The 20457-nt window shown below is 64.9% G+C and carries 18 protein-coding genes and 1 riboswitch; of the genes, 16 read left to right on the forward strand and 2 right to left on the reverse strand.

Translation table 11 applies throughout. The features are described 5' to 3' along the window. Nucleotides 1–46 precede the first annotated feature (46 nt). Nucleotides 47–808: an OB-fold-containig protein gene (locus ACXAEK_RS19940; RefSeq protein WP_475044583.1), complete on the reverse strand. Its 762-nt coding sequence runs from the start codon at nucleotides 806–808 to the stop codon at nucleotides 47–49. 234 nt (nucleotides 809–1042) lie between these two features. Between ACXAEK_RS19940 and metG the strand changes: the two genes are divergently transcribed. The 12 genes from metG to glpD all read left to right on the forward strand — a co-directional run bounded on the left by metG (nucleotide 1043) and on the right by glpD (nucleotide 13237). Next, nucleotides 1043–2761: a methionine--tRNA ligase gene (metG, locus tag ACXAEK_RS19945; RefSeq protein ID WP_475044585.1), complete on the forward strand. Its 1719-nt coding sequence runs from the start codon at nucleotides 1043–1045 to the stop codon at nucleotides 2759–2761. A gap of 369 nt (nucleotides 2762–3130) precedes the next feature. Then, entirely contained in the window at nucleotides 3131–3301 is a 171-nt protein-coding gene (gene hemP / locus ACXAEK_RS19950; RefSeq protein ID WP_008554566.1) for a hemin uptake protein HemP, read from the forward strand. 10 nt (nucleotides 3302–3311) lie between these two features. Beyond that, complete coding sequence (locus ACXAEK_RS19955; RefSeq protein WP_475044588.1) at nucleotides 3312–3791, forward strand: hypothetical protein; 480 nt, start codon at nucleotides 3312–3314, stop codon at nucleotides 3789–3791. A gap of 27 nt (nucleotides 3792–3818) precedes the next feature. Next, nucleotides 3819–5087, forward strand: a complete 1269-nt coding sequence (locus ACXAEK_RS19960; protein ID WP_475044590.1) for an imelysin family protein — start codon at nucleotides 3819–3821, stop codon at nucleotides 5085–5087. Between the two features lie 91 nt (nucleotides 5088–5178). After that, nucleotides 5179–6192, forward strand: coding sequence for a porin (locus ACXAEK_RS19965; RefSeq protein ID WP_475044592.1), 1014 nt, complete (start codon nucleotides 5179–5181; stop codon nucleotides 6190–6192). Nucleotides 6193–6404: 212 nt separating this feature from the next. Then, a complete protein-coding gene (locus ACXAEK_RS19970; RefSeq protein WP_475044593.1) occupies nucleotides 6405–6698 on the forward strand; it encodes a (2Fe-2S)-binding protein in 294 nt (97 codons plus the stop codon). Then, nucleotides 6646–7134 carry a bacterioferritin gene (gene bfr, locus ACXAEK_RS19975; protein ID WP_475044595.1) on the forward strand — a complete coding sequence of 163 codons (489 nt, stop codon included), beginning with the start codon at nucleotides 6646–6648 and terminating at the stop codon, nucleotides 7132–7134. Before ACXAEK_RS19970 ends, bfr begins: the two co-directional genes overlap by 53 nt. After that, nucleotides 7124–8653, forward strand: coding sequence for a di-heme oxidoreductase family protein (locus tag ACXAEK_RS19980; RefSeq protein ID WP_475044596.1), 1530 nt, complete (start codon nucleotides 7124–7126; stop codon nucleotides 8651–8653). Before bfr ends, ACXAEK_RS19980 begins: the two co-directional genes overlap by 11 nt. After that, entirely contained in the window at nucleotides 8653–9648 is a 996-nt protein-coding gene (locus ACXAEK_RS19985; protein WP_475044597.1) for an imelysin family protein, read from the forward strand. Before ACXAEK_RS19980 ends, ACXAEK_RS19985 begins: the two co-directional genes overlap by 1 nt. 14 nt (nucleotides 9649–9662) lie before the next feature. Next, nucleotides 9663–10742 carry a DUF1513 domain-containing protein gene (locus ACXAEK_RS19990; protein WP_475044599.1) on the forward strand — a complete coding sequence of 360 codons (1080 nt, stop codon included), beginning with the start codon at nucleotides 9663–9665 and terminating at the stop codon, nucleotides 10740–10742. Between the two features lie 139 nt (nucleotides 10743–10881). Continuing rightward, on the forward strand, nucleotides 10882–11667 hold the full coding sequence (locus ACXAEK_RS19995; protein WP_475044600.1) for a DeoR/GlpR family DNA-binding transcription regulator: 786 nt from the start codon (nucleotides 10882–10884) through the stop codon (nucleotides 11665–11667). Further along, entirely contained in the window at nucleotides 11660–13237 is a 1578-nt protein-coding gene (gene glpD / locus ACXAEK_RS20000) for a glycerol-3-phosphate dehydrogenase (protein WP_475044601.1), read from the forward strand. The genes ACXAEK_RS19995 and glpD overlap by 8 nt, the downstream gene beginning before the upstream one ends. A gap of 224 nt (nucleotides 13238–13461) precedes the next feature. Here glpD and cobO read toward each other — a convergent pair whose 3' ends face one another. After that, a complete protein-coding gene (cobO, locus tag ACXAEK_RS20005; RefSeq protein ID WP_039173313.1) occupies nucleotides 13462–14097 on the reverse strand; it encodes a cob(I)yrinic acid a,c-diamide adenosyltransferase in 636 nt (211 codons plus the stop codon). A gap of 51 nt (nucleotides 14098–14148) precedes the next feature. Next, nucleotides 14149–14354, forward strand: a riboswitch (cobalamin riboswitch). Nucleotides 14355–14451: 97 nt separating this feature from the next. Here cobO and ACXAEK_RS20010 point away from each other — a divergent pair. The 4 genes from ACXAEK_RS20010 (at nucleotide 14452) to cobG (ending at nucleotide 20457) form a co-directional block, all read left to right on the forward strand. Then, nucleotides 14452–14862 carry a DUF1636 family protein gene (locus tag ACXAEK_RS20010; protein ID WP_475044602.1) on the forward strand — a complete coding sequence of 137 codons (411 nt, stop codon included), beginning with the start codon at nucleotides 14452–14454 and terminating at the stop codon, nucleotides 14860–14862. A 2-nt stretch (nucleotides 14863–14864) separates the two neighbouring features. Continuing rightward, nucleotides 14865–15899 (forward strand): cobalamin biosynthesis protein CobW, encoded by a 1035-nt coding sequence (cobW, locus tag ACXAEK_RS20015; RefSeq protein WP_039128726.1) that lies wholly within the window; start codon nucleotides 14865–14867, stop codon nucleotides 15897–15899. A 152-nt stretch (nucleotides 15900–16051) separates the two neighbouring features. Next, on the forward strand, nucleotides 16052–19297 hold the full coding sequence (gene cobN, locus ACXAEK_RS20020; RefSeq protein ID WP_475044604.1) for a cobaltochelatase subunit CobN: 3246 nt from the start codon (nucleotides 16052–16054) through the stop codon (nucleotides 19295–19297). Then, a complete protein-coding gene (cobG, locus tag ACXAEK_RS20025; protein ID WP_475044606.1) occupies nucleotides 19294–20457 on the forward strand; it encodes a precorrin-3B synthase in 1164 nt (387 codons plus the stop codon). Before cobN ends, cobG begins: the two co-directional genes overlap by 4 nt.

Consider the following 20457-nt stretch of genomic DNA (forward strand, 5'->3'; position numbering starts at 1 on the left):
ATTTTTCAGTTTTGGTTTCAGGTGCCGGACCATGTTGTCCGGCGTGTCACTCCGACAGCGGGATCAGCACGAAACGATCCTTGCGGCGGTCGCGCATCACCAGCACTTCGGTGCCCTGGGCCAGCACCTCGCCCGCGGCAAAGGGTTCGGCGCGCAAGTAGTGGGCATTTCCGTAGCCATCCGTGACGCGCACCTCGGCCGGGCGGCCCTGCGCCGCGGTGCCCTGGGTGATCACCCCGCGTCGGCGGCCCAGGCTGCGCTCCGACAGCGCCTCGGTCTCGGTCTGCGGCAAGAGACGGGCAAAGACCCCGCCAAAGCCGCGCGCAAACCACAGGCCAAAGGCCCCGGCCGGCAGCCCCGCCATCCAGGCAGGTGCGGCAAACCCCAGATAGGATTTCAGCACCATCTGCAGGCCAATGCCGCTGAGGCCGAAACCCATCAGCAAAGCGGCCAGCCAGATCAGCGTCGGCATCCGTCCCAGCCCAAGCCAGGACGCCAGGCCGCCCGCGGCATCCGCCGCTCCGGCATTGTCCAATGCCTCTGCCCCGTCGATATCCGCGAGGTCAATGTCTCCCAGATCGCCCAATGCATCCGCAGCGGCATCGGCGCCCAGGTCCCCCAGGTCGCCAGCATCCGGAAACTCGCCGAGGTCAGCCCCCTCTGCCGCGTCCAGCCCCGCATCGCCGTCGCTGCCGATCAGGCTGCCGCCCAGCAAGAGCGCCGCCAGCTCCAGCACTGCCAGACCGCCCAGCAGCGCCAAAGCAAGGGAAAACGGCGCAAAGGCACCATCAAGCAGAAAGTCAAACACCGATGAATTGCCCCTCAATTGTATGCATTGGTATACAAAACATGTGGTAACGCTCTCGTGACGTTTCAAGGGTTTAAATTGGAAACTCTCAACCCATGAGTGCGCCAGCCCTCATACAGGATCAAGCGGGAACTGACGCCGCATCTCCTATTTCCCTCGATTTCGGCACACGGGGTTCCCGCCGCCCGCCGCATAGGTTAGACGGGCCTTTGACGCATTACCTGGATGGATGGCATGGCACGCATTCTGATAACCTCGGCAATCCCCTACATCAACGGGATCAAGCATCTGGGCAACCTGGTCGGCTCGCAGCTGCCGGCCGACCTTTACGCCCGGTTCCAGCGCGGACGCGGCAATGAGGTGATGTTCCTCTGCGCCACCGACGAGCACGGCACGCCCGCCGAACTGGCCGCCGCCAAGGCGGACAAGCCGGTGGCGGAATACTGCGCCGAGATGCATGGCATCCAGTCGGAGATCGCCAAGGGCTTTGCCCTGTCGTTCGACCATTTCGGCCGCTCCTCCAGCCCGCAGAACCACGCGCTGACCCAGCATTTCGCAGGCAAGCTGGCCGAGGCGGGCCTGATCCGCGAAGTGACCGAGAAGCAGGTCTATTCCAACGCCGACGGCCGTTTCCTGCCCGACCGTTACATCGAGGGCACCTGCCCCAACTGCGGCTATGAAAAGGCCCGCGGCGACCAATGCGAGGAATGCACCAAGCAGCTGGACCCGACCGACCTGATCAACCCGCGCTCGGCTGTGTCCGGCTCCACCGATCTGGAAGTGCGCGAGACCAAGCACCTGTACCTGCGCCAGTCGCAGCTGAAGGACCAGCTGGACGCCTGGATCGACAGCAAACACGACTGGCCGGTGCTGACCACCTCGATTGCCAAGAAGTGGCTTCACGACGGCGCCGGGCTGCAGGACCGCGGCATCACCCGCGATCTAGACTGGGGCGTGCCGGTCAAGAAAGGCGGCGAGGACTGGCCGGGGATGGAGGGCAAGGTCTTCTACGTCTGGTTTGACGCCCCCATCGAATACATCGCCGCCTCCCGCGAATGGGCCGATGCCAACGGCAAGACCGACGCCGACTGGCAGCGCTGGTGGCGCACCGACAAGGGCGCCGAGGATGTGAAATACGTCCAGTTCATGGGCAAGGACAACGTGCCGTTCCACACCCTGTCGTTCCCGGCCACCATCCTCGGCTCCGGCGAGCCGTGGAAGATGGTCGACCACCTGAAGTCTTTCAACTACCTGAACTATGACGGCGGCCAGTTCTCCACTTCGCAGGGGCGCGGCGTCTTCATGGACCAGGCGCTGGAGATCCTGCCCGCGGACTATTGGCGCTGGTGGCTGCTGAGCCACGCGCCGGAAAGCTCGGATTTTGAATTCACCTGGGAGAACTTCCAGCAGTCGGTGAACAAGGACCTGGCCGACGTGCTGGGCAATTTCGTCAGCCGCATCACCAAGTTCTGCCGCTCCAAATTCGGTGAAGAGGTTCCGGCAGGCGGCGCATGCGGCGAACAGGAGCAGGCGTTGATCGCCGAGCTGACCACCCGCATCCGCGCCTATGAGGGCCATATGGAAGCGATGGAGGTCCGCAAATCGGCGCAGGAGCTGCGGGCGATCTGGGTGGCCGGCAACGAATACCTGCAGTCCGCCGCGCCCTGGTCGGTGTTCAAGGAAGACCCCGAACGCGCCGCCGCGCAGGTGCGCCTGGGCCTGAACCTGATCCGCCTTTACGCGGTACTGTCCGCACCCTTCATCCCGCAGGCCAGCGACAAACTGATGGCGGCGCTGAATTCGGACGACCGCAGCTGGCCCGAGGACGTGGCAGCGGCGCTCTCCGCTCTGCCCGCAGGCCACGGCTTTACCGTGCCGGACGTGCTCTTTGCCAAGATCACCGACGAGCAGCGCGAGGAGTGGCAAGAGCGCTTCTCCGGCACCCGCAGCTAAGCTCTGCAGCATAGAAACTTCCCAAGGCCGCCCCACCGGGCGGCCTTTTCTTTTGCCTCATCTCCTTGGCAGGCCATAAAAATTAATTCTTACTAAAAAACTCAGATTGACATACCTGAGTGAATAATTCAGGAATGCAGCAGTCCAGCCAGCCTGACTTGGTTCAGGCGAGCCCGAGTGACGTTATTCAATCGAGATCGCCACCATGCCGAACGGAGACAGCCGCCTGCGCGGCCCCCACGTCAAAGACCCGGAAGCAGAGGACATGCGCCAATTGTGGCCGCAGGTCTTTGCCCCCTCCGGCGCTCTGTCCGGCTTTTGTCTGGAATGGATCCTGGACAGGGCGGAATTCAGCAATGGGCGGAAGTCATGAACCAGATAGCCTCCAAGCCGGTGCCCACCACCGCAACCACCGAAGTATTCCCCACCTACCACGCCGAGGATCTGACCCGCGGCGGCGTGCAGGCCCGTATTCTGCTCAATGGCCAGATCTATTCGCTGCGCATCACCCGCGCTGGCAAGCTGATCCTGACCAAGTAAGGCGCCGCAGATGAGCACCGCGCACAAGTCGCCCCGCGGCGGCGTGACCGTCGGCACCCTGTCCGATCTGCCGCCGCTGGAAGCAGGCGCCGTGATCTATCTGCGCCACTGGTTCTCCGGCTCCGAGACCCGGGCGCAGATGCGCCGCGACTTCGAGGTGAACTTCGGCCCTGAAATGGCCGAGGCCGCCTTCGAGGCCTTCGGTTTCCTCTGCAACTTCTGCGCCACCCACGGCCGCCGCCCGCTGGTGCGCCACGGAATGACCTGCAAATGCCTCGGCGCAGATGAGAATTGTTTCGCCAACCTTCTGGCTTCGGCTGCCGAGGGCTTGGACGATGACGCCCGTATCCTCGCTTCGCTGATCGTCACCCCGCGCAAGGCGCAGGAGCTGACACAGCTTGCATCTGACTGCGGCCTGCTTTTGCAGCAGATCATGACCCCGCATCTGCCCCAGCAGCAGACCCGGCCCGCAACCGCAACTCTTCATTGAATTCTACAGCAACCAAGGACTTAGCTGATGAAATCCCTGTTTCTCACGGGCACTGCCCTCGCTGGTCTCGCCTTTGGCGCCACCACAGCCTTTGCCGCCGACAAGGCCGCAGTTCTGACCAACTACGCCAATATCGCTGAGGCCAAGTACCAGGACAGCCTGGCCACCGCGAAGGTGCTGAAGGCAGCTGTCGACACGCTGGTCGCGCACCCCTCCGCCGAAAACCTGGAAGCCGCCCGCGCCGCCTGGATCGCCGCCCGGGTTCCTTACCAGCAGTCCGAGGTGTTCCGTTTCGGCAACGCCATCGTCGATGACTGGGAAGGCAAGGTGAACGCCTGGCCGCTGGACGAGGGCCTGATCGACTATGTCGACGCCTCCTATGGCGGGCCGAGCGACGAAAACACCCTTGCGGCGCTCAATGTGATCGCCAACCCCAGCTTTGAGCTGTCGGGCAAGGTGATCGACGCCGCCAAGATCACGCCTGAACTGCTGGAAGGCGCCCTGCATGAGGCTGACGGGGTCGAGGCCAATGTGGCCACCGGCTATCACGCAATCGAATTCCTGCTGTGGGGCCAGGACCTGAAGGGCACCGAACATGGCGCGGGCGACCGCCCCTGGACCGACTACGCGTCGGGTGACGATTGCACCGGCGGCAACTGCGCGCGCCGCGGCGAATACCTGCAGGCCGCAACCGAGCTGCTGATCTCTGATCTGGAGTGGATCGCTGCCCAGTGGGGGGAAGCAGGCGAAGCCCGCAGCGCGCTGCTGGCGGATGAAAGCGCCGGCATCACCGCGATGCTGACCGGCATGGGCTCGCTGTCCTATGGCGAACAGGCCGGCGAGCGGATGCGCCTGGGCCTGATGCTGAACGACCCGGAGGAAGAGCATGACTGCTTCTCCGACAACACCCACAACAGCCACTACTACGACGGGCTGGGTGTGCAGAACGTTTATCTGGGCGAATACGTGCGGGTGAACGGCGAACTGGTCTCGGGTGCGTCGCTGTCCGATCTGGTTGCTGCCAAGGACGCGGACCTGGACGCCGAGATGCGCGGCAAGCTGTCGACCACCATGCAGGCGCTTGGCCGCATCAAGACCGCAGCGGAGGCGGGCCTGTCCTATGACCAGATGCTGGCCCAGGGCAACACAGCCGGCGAAGCGCTGGTGATGGGCGGCGTCAACGGCCTGATCGACCAGACCCGCTCGATCGAGCGTGTCGTGGCCACGCTGAAACTGGACGGTGTCGCGATCGAAGGTTCCGACAGCCTTGACAACCCCTCGGCAGTCTTCGAATAAGATTTCGTAACGTAATAACATAACAGAATCAATATGACGGGGCCCGGCTGTCATCGGCGGCCTGGCCCCTCAGCAGAAAGAAGAACTCCCCATGAAAATCAAAACTTCCGCGGCGCTGGCCCTCAGCGCCCCCGTCTTCCTGTGCGCAAACGCCGCCCTGGCCCAGGGCTTCAGCTGGGAAGGAGAGATCGAGATCGCCAATGAAAGCGTCGTCTCCTCTGATGACGCAACTGCCGAGATCCGCGACACCTTTGCCGTGATCACCGCCTCCGGCGCATATAGCTTTGGCAACGGCGTCGAGCTGTTTGCCACCGTCACCGCAGAATTGCTGACCGATGCCGCCGATGACCGCACCTTTGACGATATGGGCGTCTATATCGAAGAATTGGGCGTCTCCTTTGGCATCGGCGAATACACCACCGTTTCGGTGGGTAAACTCGCGCCTGTCTTCGGCACTGCCTGGGACGACGCGGCGGGTTACTTCGGCAGCTCCATCGCCGAGGACTATGAACTGGTTGAGCAAATCGGCATCCTGGCCGATGTCGAACTGAGCGGCGCGGGCACCCTGTCCTTTGGCGTGTTCTACGCCGATGATTCCGGCCTCAGCCGTTCTGTCGGCTATGACCGCGGCCGCACCTCCACCGCGGACGGCGGTGCAGGCAACACCGGAAATCTCGACAACTTTGCCATCCAGTGGAGCCAGGAAGCCGGTGATACCCGCTACCACATCGGCGCGCGCCATCTGAGCGCCGGCGCAGGCGACGTTGATGACGAGCAGGGTTTCGTGGCCGGCCTCGCGCATTCTTTCGACGGCGGTTTCGACGTATATGGTGAAGTGGCCGCCTTCTCCAACGCCGGCGGCTCTGCCGACGATGGGCTGTATGCCACTCTGACCGGCGCCTATACCATCGGCAGCGTCACCCTGTCGGGCGGCCTGGTGCACCGCGATCTGGACAGCGCGGGCGAGACCGACCTGATCACCATTGGCGCCGATTACGAGTTTCAAAGCGGCGCCACCATCGGCGGCGGCATCGCCCGCGTGGACGAAGCCGGCACCAAAAGCACCGTTCTGGGTGTGAACCTGATCATCCCGCTGGGCGCCTGAATTTTCCCTTGGTGACGTTTGGATTCCCCTGAACTCCACCGCACTAGGGGGCTGCGTTTCGCGCGGCCCCTTTTTGCAAGCGGGTTGCCGCCCGTCGCCCCATTCCCAAGTATTTTAGTATGGATAACCCTTGAAACCCCAGCATTTCTGTCGGATATATTTCCCAACGGAATCACTTGGCCTTTTGCGCCAAAGGGTAAGGACGCAGCAGCATGATTGTTTGCCACTGCACGCAAATATCGGACCATGACATCCGCGCGGCCATCGACTGGATGCGAAGCGCCGACCCCGAAACGATAATCACCCCTGGCAAGATTTATCACGCCTTGGGGAAAACCGCCGATTGCGGCGGATGCATGCCGCTTTTCCTCGACACGATGCGGTCCAGCAGTAAGCTGGAAGTACCTGCGCAGCTTACGAATTTGCGCGCGGCATCAATTCAGGAGAAACATTATGCAGGGCGACCCCAAGGTTATCGACTATCTCAACAAAGCGCTGCGCCATGAGCTGACGGCCGTCAGCCAGTACTGGCTGCATTACCGGCTGCAGGACGATTGGGGCCTGGGCAGCATGGCCAAGAAAAGCCGCGAGGAAAGCATCGAAGAGATGCAGCACGCGGACAAATTGATTGAAAGGATTTTGTTCCTCGGCGGCCACCCGAACCTGCAAAAGCTTGACCCGCTGCGGATCGGCCAGACGCCGAAAGAAACCCTCGAATGCGACCTTGCCGCCGAAGTGGATGCCCGCGCGCTGTACAAAGACGCCCGCGATGTCTGCAACAAAGCCGGCGACTACGTCTCCCAAAAGCTCTTTGAAGACCTGATGGCGGATGAAGAAGGCCATATCGACTTCCTCGAAACGCAGCTTGAACTGCATGACCGGATCGGTGCCGAAAACTATGCCCAGCTCAACGCCACCAAGATGGCAGAGGTTGAAGACTAACATTGCTCTGGCTGCCGCGCTTGCGGCGGCCACCCCGCTTGCGGCGCTGGACCTGGCCAGCCAATACCAGGCCGAGCCGCATCTCTCCCCCCTGCCCCGCAGCGATGCCGAACGCGCCCGGATTGCCAGTGCCACCGCGCCGGCCACGGATTTCTCCGCTCCCGAACGGTTCGAAGACCTGCCCGCAGGCGCCGCCACGGTGCGCGCCCGCACCGATGACGAGGCGTTCTCGCAGCATTCCGCCAACCTCAGCTTCGAGCAGGAGCTGGAGTTCAAGCTGGGCAACGGATTGTTCAAGAAAATCTGGGTGTTCTCACCCGCTTCGACCAAGGCCTCCGACGGGCTGGGGCCGCTCTATAACGCCCGCTCCTGCCAGCGCTGCCACCTGAAAGACGGCCGCGGCCATGTGCCGGAGCAGCCGGATTATGCCGCCACCACCATGTTCCTGCGGGTGTCTGTGCCCGGCCCGGTGCCGCCGGAGCTGCAGGAGATCACCGATTACATCGGCACGGTCCCCGATCCGCACTACGGCAGCCAGCTGCAGGATTTCTCTGCCCCCGGCATCGCGCCGGAGTACAAGCTGCAGGTCGAATATGAGGAATTCGAGGTTGCCCTGAACGGCGGCGAGACTGCCACCCTTCGCCGCCCCAGCTATACTGCCGCCAATCTCGGCTACGGCCCGCTGGCCGAGGGCGCCATGCTCTCCCCCCGGGTCGCGCCGCCGATGATCGGCCTGGGCCTCTTGGAGGCGATCCCGACAGCCGACATCCTGGCCCATGCGGATGAAGGTGACGCAGATGGCGACGGCATCTCAGGCCGCGCCAATCTGGTCTGGTCGCGGGAGTTCGAGCAGATCATGCTGGGCCGCTTTGGGCTGAAGGCAGGTTCCCCAACCGTGCATGAGCAATCCGCAGGCGCTTTTGCCGGAGATATCGGCATCTCCACCCCGCTGTTCCCTGCCCATGCAGGAGAATGCACGGACCGGCAGACCGCCTGCCAGACGGCCCCGCACGGTGGCGGTGATTCCCGTGAAACCGAGATCGACCAGCCGAATATGGATCTGGTCACCTTCTACAGCCGAAACCTGGGCGTGCCTGCCCGGCGCAGCACCGGCGACCCGCAGGTTCTGCGCGGCAAGCAGGTGTTTTATGACAGCGGCTGCGCATCCTGCCATGTGCCAAAATATGTGACCCACCGGCTGACGGACCGCCCGGAGCAGAGCTTTCAGCTGATTTGGCCCTATTCCGACCTGTTGCTGCATGACATGGGCGAAGGCCTGGCCGACAACCGCCCCGAAGCCCGCGCCACGGGGCGCGAATGGCGCACTGCGCCGCTATGGGGCATTGGCTTGACACAGCAGGTGTCACCGCGCGCCACCTTCCTGCACGACGGCCGCGCCCGTACCCTGCTGGAGGCCATCCTGTGGCATGGCGGCGAGGCAGAACCCGCGAAAACCCGTATCGTGAAACTGCCGCCGCAGGACCGCGCCGCCCTGATTTCTTTCCTAGAGAGCCTCTGATGCGCGCCCTTGCTATGACCCTCGCCTTGGCCGCTGCGCCAGCGGCTGCCTCGGAGCTGACCAGCAATATCACAGACCAGCTGATCCTGCCGGCCTTTGAGGAGCTGGCGGCGGATGCGGCTGCGCTGGCCGATGCCGCCCAAGCCGATTGCACCCCGCATTCCGCAGGCCTGCGCGCGGCCTATGGCGAAGCCTTCGACGCTTGGATCGCCGCCAGCCACTACCGCTTTGGTCCGACGGAAACGGACAGCCGCGCCTTTGCGCTGGCATTCTGGCCCGACAGCCGCAGCAAGACGCCCAAGGCGCTGGCCAATCTGATCCGCAGCGAGGATGAAGGCGTCAGAGATCCGGATAATTTCGCCAGCTACTCCATCGCCGCCCGCGGGTTTTATGCGCTGGAATTCCTGCTCTATGATCCGGACCTATCCACCGCGGGCAGCGCGGACTACCGCTGTGCCCTGACCCGCGCCATCAGCACCGGCATTGCCGCAACTGCGCAAGCCATCGCCATGGACTGGGCCGAAACCTTCACCACCGAAATGCGCGCGCCGAAAAACCGCTATCGCAGCGAGGATGAAATCACCCAGGAGCTGCTGAAAGCGCTGACGACCGGACTGCAGGTGCTGGACGACATGCGCCTGGGCCGCCCCTTGGGCACCTATGACAGGCCCCGCCCAAATCGTGCCGAGGCCCGCCGCTCGGGGCGCAGCCTGCGCCATGTGCTGGTCTCGCTCAACGCTATGGAGCCGCTGGCGCTGGCCTTGGCGGACAGCAACCCGGAGCTGCAGGCCAAGATCACCGCAGGTTTTGCCAAGGCCCGTAAGAAGGCGGAAACCCTCGATGACCCGGTCTTTGCCGGCGTGGCCGATCCCGCCAGCCGCTTCCGCATCGAATCGCTGCAGCAGGAGGTCAAGGACCTGCGCGGCCTGATGGCTGATGAACTGGGCCCCGCACTGGGCGTCGCGGCCGGTTTCAACGCGCTGGACGGCGACTAAGGAAAGGAAGCACCATGACCTCCCGCCGCGGATTTCTGACCGGCCTTCTCGCCGCAAGCCTTGCCCCGCAAACCACTTGGGCCAGCGCAGGCAGCCCGGCTTTCCTGTCGGCAGGCAAAAACGCCAGCGGGGATTTCCTGCTCGCAGGCCTGAACGCCAGCGGCGAGATCCTGTTCCGCCACCCCCTGCCCGCCCGCGGCCATGCCGCGGCAGCCCACCCGGTGCGCCCCGAGGCGGTGGCCTTTGCCCGCCGCCCGGGCCGCTTTGCCGATGTGATCGACTGCCGCAGCGGCGCCGCCATTGCCCGGTTGCAGCCGCCCGCGGGCCATCATTTCTATGGTCATGGGGTGTGTTCACCTGATGGCAGCCGCCTGTTCACAACCGAAAATGACTATGAAAACGCCCGCGGCGTGATCGGCGTCTGGGACGCGGCAAACGGCTACCGCCGCCTGACCTCCTTCAGTTCCGGCGGCATCGGCCCTCATGATATGCTGCTGCGCCGGGACGCGCCGGGGCTTGTGGTGGCCAATGGCGGTATCGAGACCCACCCCGACAGCGGCCGTGCCAAGCTGAACCTGCCCGATATGCGTCCGAACCTCAGTTACCTGAACTTCGACGGCACCCTGCAAGAGCAGCTGGAGCTGCCGCGGGAACTGCATCTGAACTCGATCCGCCACCTGGCTATGCGCGCGGATGGCACCGTGGGTTTTGCCATGCAGTGGCAAGGTGATCTGGGGGAACAAGTCCCCACCGCAGGCCTGCACCATCCCGGCGGCCCGGCGCGCCTTTTGACTGAGGACGACCCCCGCATCCTGAACATGCAGGGCTACGGCGGCTCTATCGCCTTTTCCGCGGATGGATCGCACATTGGCGTCACCTCGCCGCGCGGCGGGGTGCTGCAAGTGATGGATACGGTTTCCGGCACCCTGCTGCAGGAGCACAGGATGGCAGATGTCTGCGGGCTTGCCCCCTCTGCCGCAGGGTTCACCGCCAGCACCGGAACCGGCCGTCTCTTCTCGGTTTCAGACATTGGCCTGCACCCGCTGCACCGCGCGGATCTGGCCTGGGACAACCACCTGATTCCGCTCAGCTGATCCAGCCCGTTTCTGAACCAGCCAAAGCGCGCCGCACCAGGCGCGCTTTTTCGTTTTCAGCATTCACGAAATCAAAACGAAAATGAATCGTGACTCTCCCTTCCTGATGCGCTAGAGAATCGCAGCGAAAGGAAAGCAAATGGATGCCATTGGCCGTCAGAACGAAATCGTCTCCCTGCTGAACCAGCAGGACCGGGTCGAGGTCGAGGATCTTTCCCGGCGCTTTGGCGTCTCTCTGCAAACGGTGCGCGCCGACCTGCGCGACCTGTCGGCACGCGGCGCCCTGTCCCGTGTGCACGGCGGTGCCGTCCGGGTCAGCACCGCTGCCAGCCAAGGCTATGAGGACCGCCGCAAGCTGAACGCGGGCAACAAGCTGGCGATGGCAGCCATGGCCGCTGAGCTGATCCCCGACAATTGCTCGCTTTCGCTCAACATCGGCACCTCCACCGAACAGGTTGCCCGGGCCCTTTCCGGCCACAGCGGCCTGACGGTGATTTCCAACAACATCAACATTATCAATATGATGATGGGTGGACAGGCAAAGGAGTTGATCCTGGCCGGCGGCACCGTGCGGCAAAGCGATGGCGCCATCGTTGGCGAGGACGCGGTGGAGTTCTTCTCCCGCTACAAGGTGGATTTTGCGGTTATCGGCGCCTCGGCTTTGGATGCCGACGGCGCGGTGATGGATCACGATGCCCGCGAGGTATCTGTCGCCCGTGCAATCCTGAAAAACGCACGGCAGAAGGTGCTGGTCTGCGACGGCAGCAAGTTCGACCGCTCCGCCCCGGTGCGGATCTGCGATGCAGCAGATCTGGATGTTGTCATCACCGACCGCCCCGTACCGGCAGAATTCGCCCAGGCCGCACAGGCGGCGGGTACAAGGATCCTCACCGCAGGACAAAACGAAAGCAGCGAAAATGACTGATACACCTGTCACGGACCTCTTCATCATCGGCGGCGGCATCAACGGCTGCGGCATCGCCCGCGACGCGGCTGGCCGCGGCCTCTCGGTGACCTTGGCCGAGATGAACGACCTCGCCTCCGCCACCTCCTCGGCCTCGACCAAACTGTTCCACGGTGGCTTGCGCTATCTGGAGTATTTCGAGTTCCGCCTGGTCCGCGAAGCGCTGATCGAACGCGAGGTGCTGCTGAAGGCGATGCCGCATATTTCCTGGCCGATGCGGTTTGTGCTGCCCTTCCACAAGGACATGCGGTTCGACAGCGAGACGCCGACGTCCAAGCTGCTGACGACCTTCATGCCCTGGATGAAGGGCCGCCGCCCGGCCTGGCTGATCCGGCTGGGGTTGTTTCTGTACGACAGCCTGAGTAAACGCGGCATCCTGCCCGGCACCGCCAAGCTGGACCTGGCAGCCGACCCGGCGGGCCTGCCGTTGAAAAGCAAGTTCAAGACCGCCTTTGAGTATTCCGACTGCTGGATCGAGGACGCCCGGCTGGTGGTGCTGAACGCCCGTGACGCGCAGGCCCGCGGTGCCGAAATCCTGACCCGGACCAAAGTGCTGTCAGCGGAGCGCCATGCGGACCACTGGGTGATCACGCTGCAGGATCAGGCCAGCGGCGAAACCCACCAGCGCCGCGCAAAAATGCTGGTCAACGCGGGCGGCCCCTGGGTGGCCGACGTGCTGCACCAGAAGCTGGGCCAGAACAGCCGCGAGAACGTCCGCCTGGTGCGCGGCAGCCATATCGTGGTGCCGAAACTGTTCGATCATGGCCGCTGCTACTTTTTCCAAGGCACCGACGGGCGGATCATCTTCGCCATTCCCTATGAGCAGGATTTCACCCTGATCGGCACCACCGACGCCGACCATCCGGATCCGGACACGGCGCCTGAATGCACCGAGACCGAACAGGACTACCTGATTGATTTCGCGTCGCAATATTTCGAGCAGCCGCTGCGCCGCGAGGATATTGCCTGGACTTATTCCGGTGTCCGCCCGCTCTATGACGACGGCGCCAGCTCCGCCACTGCGGCGACCCGCGAGTATGTGCTGACACTGGATCAGGCGCAGGCGCCGCTCTTGAATGTCTTTGGCGGTAAGATCACCACCTACCGCAAGCTGGCCGAGGCGGCGCTGGCGAAGATCGGTGAAGTCTTCCCGCAGCTGCCCGCGGACTGGACCGCAGGCGCGGCCCTGCCAGGCGGTGATTTCCCGGTGGAGGATGTGGAAAAGCTGAAAACCCGGCTCGCCAAGGAATACCCTTTCCTGACGCCCTATTGGGCGGCCCGGCTGATCCGCGCTTACGGGCTGGAGGCCTGGGAGGTGCTGGGCGATGCCAAGTCCGCCGGTGATCTGGGCCGGGACTTTGGCGCCACCATCACTGCCCGCGAGCTTGACTGGGCAATTGCCCGCGAATGGGTGCGCGCAGGCGACGACTATTTGTGGCGCCGCACCAAGCTGGGCCTGCGCCTGGATAAGGCGCAGCGCGCCGCGGTGGATGCCTATATCAGCGAGAAAGCCGCGAGGCTGGCGGCTTAAGCGCGGAGGGGCTTAAGCGCGGAGGCAGGCGGGGCATCAAGACACGGGGGGGGGCACTCCCGCCCCTTTTCAAGGAACCAGAGGTTCCCTGAAAAGCGTTGGGCCGGGCGGGGGCGCTGCCGCAGGCAGCGCCCCCGCCCCCCGGCGATTTGCAAAGCAAAGCGCAAAACCTCAGGCCCGATCGGATTTGCCGCCTTTCGCCGCCTTTTGCCGCCTGTAAGAGATTAAAACTCCACACCCTTCTGCGCCTTCACCCCGGCGCGGAACGGGTGCTTGATCTGGCCCATCTCGGTCACCAGATCGGCGATCTCGATCAGCTCCTCCTTGGCGTTGCGCCCCGTCAGCACCACATGGGTCATCGGCGGTTTCTGCTCCACCAGGAACTCCAGCACCTCCTCCAGGTCCAGGTATTCATAGCGCAGCGCGATGTTGATCTCATCCAAGAGCACCATGGTGTTGCGCTCGTCCAGGATCATCTCCTTGGCCTTCTCCCAGCCCTTCTGGGCGGCAGCGATGTCGCGCGCCTTGTCCTGGGTCTCCCAGGTGAACCCCTCGCCCATCGCGTAGAACTGGCACAGATCGCTGAAGTTCTCCTCGATCAGAGTGCGCTCGCCGGTCTGCCAGGCGCCCTTGATGAACTGCACCACCGCAGACGGCATCCCATGGGCGATGCAGCGCATGATCATCCCGAACCCCGACGAGGATTTGCCCTTGCCCGGCCCGGTGTGGACGATGATCAGTCCCTTCTCGCCCTCCTTGGTCTTCATCATCCGGTCACGCGCCGCCTTCTTCTTAGCCATCTTCGAGGCGTGACGGGCGGCTTCTTCTTCTGAAATGCCGGTTTCAGACTTTTCGCTCATAGGGGCTCTCCAGCTGTTTGACCCCATGTCTTGACAAAGAAGCCCGCCATAGCGCAAGGGGGTTCCGCTGGTTCCTGTGAAAACAGGCGAAGAGGGAATGTGAAGGCCTGCTCAGGCTGAAGCACAGCCGCCCCCGCGACCGTGACCGGATGAGGCCGCCATGCCACTGGGAGATATCCCGGGAAGGCAGGATGGCCGGCAAGGCGAACGCCTTGGCATCCGCAAGCCGGGAGACCTGCCAGCAGGAGAGAGATCAACGGGCAGACGGGGTGTTCTGCGACCGGGTGAGGGGCTGGCACGAGACAGTTCCTTTTCGGCCATCCCGCAAGCCCTGCCGCGACAGGAGACGCGCTGATGGCTGACGATCAGGCGGGCACCCCCGCCAGCAAACCGGGACCGGTCACGCTGACCGTGTGCCTCACGTGCCGCAACGAAGGCGCCGATCCCGAGGCAACCCGCCCCGGCACCCTGCTGCATGATGCGCTGAAAGAGGCCGGCATGCCCGAGGGCGTAACGCTGCGCGGCGTCAAATGCCTGTCGGCCTGTTCGCGAAGCTGCACCGTGCTGCTGACCGGCGGCGAGGAACGCTGGAGCTATGTCTACGGCGACATGGACCCGGAAGAGCATATCCCTGAGATCCTGGCAGGCACAGCCGCCTATGCCGCCACAACCGACGGCCTTGTGCCTTGGCGCGAGCGCCCCACCGCATTCCGCAAACAATCCGTTGCCCGCATCCCGCCGGCCGCCTTCCCTTCCGAGGAGTAATCATGAGCGATCTCAACAAGATCCCCGTCACCGTTATCACCGGCTTCCTCGGTGCAGGCAAGACCACCCTGATCCGCCACCTGATGCAGAACCCGCAGGGCAAGCGCCTGGCGGTTGTGGTGAACGAATTCGGCACCGCCGGTGTCGACGGCGACATCCTGAAGTCCTGCGCCGATGAGAACTGCCCGGCCGAGAACATCATGGAACTGGCCAACGGCTGCATCTGCTGCACCGTGGCCGATGACTTCATCCCCACCATCGAGCAGCTGATGGACCTGCCGGAAAAGCCGGATCACATCGTGATCGAAACCTCCGGCCTGGCCCTGCCCAAACCGCTGCTGAAAGCGTTTGACTGGCCCGCGATCCGCTCGCGCATCACCGTTGACGGCGTGATTGCGCTGGCCGATGCAGAGGCCGTTGCCAAAGGCCAGTTCGCCCCCGATCTGGACGCGGTTGCCGCCCAGCGCGAAGCAGATGAGAGCCTGGACCACGAAACTCCGCTCAGCGAAGTCTTCGAAGACCAGGTCTCCTGCGCCGACATCGTGCTCCTGTCCAAGGCCGACCTGGCCGGCGACGAAGGCGTCGAGAAGGCCCGCGCCGTGATCGAGGCCGAGGCGCCGCGCAAGCTGCCGATCCTGCCGATGAGCGAAGGCGTCATCGACCCGCGCATCATCCTAGGGCTCGAGGCGGCTGCCGAGGACGATCTGGACGCCCGCCCCAGCCACCACGACGGCCATCACGACCACGAGCATGACGATTTTGAAAGCATCGTTGTCGAAATGGGCGAAGTCTCCGATCCAGAAGCGCTGCAAAATGCCATCGTGAAACTCGCCCGCGAGCGCAATATCCTGCGCGTCAAAGGCTATGTCGCGGTGGAGGGGAAACCGATGCGGATGCTTGTGCAGGCCGTGGGCGAGCGCCTGCGTGCCCAATACGACCAGCCCTGGGGCGCGCAGCCGCGCAAGACCGCCCTGGTGGTCATCGCCGAGCATGACGACATCGACGAACAGGCCATCCGCGCCGAGCTGGGGGCCTGAAGCATGCTCTTGACCCGCAATTTTCATGAGCGGAAAGGATCGCGCCCGTCCCGGGGTGGGCGCAATCGCGCCCGCCCATGGGGGCGGGTCGGGCGCGATCCGGGGCTTGCGCCCCGGGACTCCATTTTGCTGGCTGGGAAAGGCAAAATCTGATGCACGTCGTCTTCCGCGAAAGCCACGGCCTTGACGAGACCGATACCCCGCAGGACCTTGGGCAGACGCCTGCGGACCTTGTGGTGCTGTCGTTTTCCGACAGCGACCTCGGCGCCTTTGCGGCGGGCTGGCACCGCGCGGGCGGCAAGTTGCCCAGCTTGCGCCTCGCCAACATGGTGGCGCTCAAGCACCCGCTGTCGGTCGACGTGTATGCAGAACAGACACTGGAGGGCGCCAAGGGCGTCCTCGTCCGCCTGATCGGCGGCGAAAGTTACTGGTCCTACGGGCTTGCCACCCTGCAGGACCTCGCCCGCCGCAAGGGTATTGCGCTGGCGATCCTGCCCGCTGACGGGCGCGAAGATGCGCGGCTTGATGAGCTGTCCACCCTGCCCGTCTCCACTCTGCGCCGCCTGCAATCCCTGTGCGACGCCGGCGGTGCGGTTGCGGCCCAGGCAGCACTTGCCCAGCTGTCGCTGGCTGCAGGGCTTTACGCCGGCCCCGTCCTCGGCCTCAAGACGACACCGGAACACGGCTTCTACGACCCGGCCAAGGGCGTGCTCGCCGACCTGCCGCCGCAGGACAAACCGCTGGTGCTGGTGAGCTTCTACCGCTCCTACCTCACCGCCGCCGACACCGCCCCGGTGGATGCGCTGATCGCGGAACTGCGCGCCCGCGGCTATGCCGCTTATGGCGCCTTTGCCGCCAGCCTCAAGGCGCCTTCTGCCGCGGACTGGCTGCGCAAGAAACTCCCGCAGCTGGCCCCCGCCGCCATCATCAACGCCACCGCCTTTTCAGCGCAAGGAACAGACGGCAGCGCCTCGCCGCTCTCCGCCACCGGCTGCCCGGTGTTCCAGGTCGCCCTCTCCACCGCCCGCAAGAAGGACTGGGCCGAGGCCGACCGCGGGCTGTCGCCCGCCGACCTCGCCATGCATGTGGTGCTGCCGGAGGTCGACGGACGCATCTTTGCCGGCGTCGTCAGTTTCAAATCGCCAGGCAAGAAAGACCCGGACCTGCAGTATTCCCGCTTTGCCCATCGCGCCGACGCGGACCGCATCAAGGCGGCTGTGGACCGCCTCGAAGGCTGGCTGCGCCTCGCCAAGCTTCCAAATGCAGACAAGCGCCTTGCCCTGATCCTCTCCACCTACCCAGGCCGCGACCACAACCTGGCCCATGCCGTGGGACTGGATGCGCTGGCGTCCTGCGACGAAATCCTGCGCACGCTCTGGGACCAAGGCTATACCGTTGAGCCGCAGGAAAACACCGGCCTGCGGCTGATGGACGAAACGCTAAGCGTCCCGCTCACGGAGTACAAAACTGCTCTCGCCGCCCTGCCGCAAGACCTGCAGAACACTTTGGCTGAGGCCTGGGGAGACCCGGAGGAAGATATTGATTGCCGTGACGGTGCCTTTCACTTCAAGGCCCTGCGGGCAGGCAACGCCCTGATTGCCCTGCAGCCCGAACGCGGCGAGGTCAAAACCCGCGTCGACGACTACCACGACCTCGACCGCACCCCGCGCCACGCCTATGTGGCGTTTTACCAGTGGCTGCGCGCCCAGACCGACGCGTTGGTCCACATCGGCGCCCACGGCACGCTGGAATGGCTGCCGGGCAAGGCGGTGGCTCTGTCCGGCGCCTGCTGGCCCGAGGTTCTGACCGGCCCCCTCCCGGTTGCCTATCCGTTTATCGTCAACGACCCCGGCGAGGCCGCACAGGCCAAACGCCGCATCGGCGCTGTCACCATCGGCCACCTGCCGCCGCCGCTGGCGCAAACCAACCTGCCCGAGGGCATGTCCCGGCTCGAAAGCCTGCTGGACGAATACTCCACCGCCGACGGCCTCGACCCGGCCCGCCGCGACCGCCTGATCGGCGACATCCGCGCCGAGGCACAGGGGACCGGCGTCGAGGCCGACCTGGGCCTTACCCCTGACACGTCGCCCGCAGAGGCGATCACCCGCATCGACGCCTTTGTCTGCGACATCAAGGAAAGCCAGTACGGCGAGGGCCTGCACATCTTCGGCACCGGCCAATGCGGGGCAGAGGAACGCGCCGGGCTAATCGCCGCGCTGGACGGGAAGATCGTGACGCCCGGCCCTTCCGGCTCGCCGTTCCGCGGCCGCGCCGATGTGATCCCGACCGGGCGCAACCTCTTCACAACCGACCCGCGGGCGGTGCCGTCGCGGGCGGCGCATGCGCAAGGTGTCAAACTGGCGGAAGAGCTGCTGCGCCGCCACCTCCAGGACCACGGCGACTGGCCCAAGGGGCTGGTGATCGACCTCTGGGGCTCCGCCACCATGCGCACCGCGGGCGAGGAATTTGCCATGGCGCTGCACCTCGCGGGGCTGGCGCCCAAGTGGGACGAAGGCTCCGAGCGCGTCTCCGGCTTCGACGTGCTGCCGCTCTCCATGCTGAACCGCCCGCGCATCGACGTGACCCTGCGGGTTTCCGGCCTGTTCCGCGACGTCTTCCCGGGCCTCGCCCAGATGTTCGAAAGCGCCGCCACCGCGCTGGCAAACCGCGAAGAGACCCAGGCCGACAACCCCTATCTTACCGAGACACCGCGCGTCTTCGGCCCCAAACCGGGCCAGTACGGCCTGTCGATGAACCCGCATCTGGATGACTACAGCGACGAGGCCCGTGCCGCGGCGGGCGAGGCCTGGCTCAACGCTTCCTCCCACGCCATCGACGCCAAGGGCGCGATCACCGACGCCCGTGAGGCGCTCGAAACCCGCCTGCAAGGCGCCGACAGCTTCGTCCACCTGCAGGACTTGCCGGAAACCGACCTGCTGGTCGCCTCCGACTACGCCGCGCATGAGGCCGGCTTTGCCGCCGCCATGGCCCGTATCGGCCAGACCGCCCCGGCGCTCTACCACATGGACGCCACCCGCCCCGACAAGCCGCAGGCGCGTTCGCTGGGCGAGGAGATTGCCCGCGTCACCCGCGCCCGCGCCGCCAATCCGGATTGGGCCACCTCGATGATGTCCCACGGTTTCCGCGGTGCGGCTGAGGTCGCTGCCACCCTCGACCACATGGCCGCCTTTGCGCATCTGGCGCAGGTGGTGCAACCGCATCTCTTCGACCTCTATTTTGAGGCCACCCTGGGCCGCGACGATCTGGTCGAGTTCATGGAGCGCGAAAACCCCGAAGCGCTCGCCGCCATGCGCGACCGCTTCCGGGCTCTGTTCGATGCAGGCCTCTGGAGCACCCGGCGCAATTCGATCATGGCAGAGCTGGAGGGCGCCGCATGAGTGCCGCCGCCGCCCCCAAGGTCTACGGCTGGTGCCCTGGCGCCCTGCGCCCGATGATGTCCGGCGACGGGCTGGTGGTCCGCGTGCGCGCGCCGCTCGGTAAACTGTCCGTTAGCCAGGCGCGCGGTGTCGCAAGACTTTCTGAAGAGTTCGGCAACGGCCTCCTCGACATTTCCGCCCGCGCCAACCTGCAGATGCGCGGCATCCGCGAAGACGCCCATGATGAGCTGATCGCAGGTTTGCGCGATCTCGGCCTGATCGACCCGGACGCACAGGCCGAAGCCCGCCGCAATGTCCTGCTTGCTCCGTTCTGGAGCGAAGGGGACGACACCCACGCTATCGCCACAGACCTGAGCGCCTCTCTAACCGCGGCAACGGACCTTGCCCTGCCCGGCAAGTTCGGCTTCGCTGTCGACTGCGGCGCCGAACCCGTCCTGCAAGACACCGCCGCCGACATCCGTATCGAACGCGCCGGCGAAACCCTGGTTCTGCGCGCGGACGGCGCAAACGCCGGCAAGCCGGTCACACGTGAATCCGCGGTGCCCGAAGCCCTGGCGCTGGCCCGCTGGTTCCTGGAACAGGGCGGCGCGCCCGAAGGCCGCGGCAGGATGCACCGTCTGATTGCGCGCCGCGGGCCGCCGCCGGAGCATACCGTTCTCCGGGCCGCGGCAAGCTTCACCGCAAAGCCGGATGCTGTCCCTGCAGGGACACTCGCCGCTTTGGAGTTCGGCCAGATGCCTGCGGCCACGCTCGCCAGTCTCGCAGAGTACGGCGAAATCCGCCTGACCCCCTGGCGGATGCTGCTGGTAGAGGGCGCCGTCAGCCTCCCGTCCCTGCCCGGCCTGATCCTGGATGCGGCGGATCCGCGCCTGCAAATCATCGCTTGCACCGGCGCGCCCGGCTGCCTGCAGGCGCTTTCCTCCACGCGCGATCTGGCACGGGAGCTGGCGCCCTATGTCCCAGCCGGGACTAAGCTGCATGTCTCCGGTTGCGCCAAGGGCTGCGCCTGCCCCGGTGCCGCACCGCTGACCCTGACCGCCACCGGTCCGGGCGAATTCTCCCTGATCCGCCATGGCACTGCCGCGGATCTCCCGCTAAAGACCCGCCTGAGCGCCGACGCCTTGCGCGCCGCTCCCGAACTTCTGAAAGAGGGCAGCTGA

The sequence above is a fragment of the Leisingera sp. ABM4_101 genome (genome assembly GCF_056158725.1).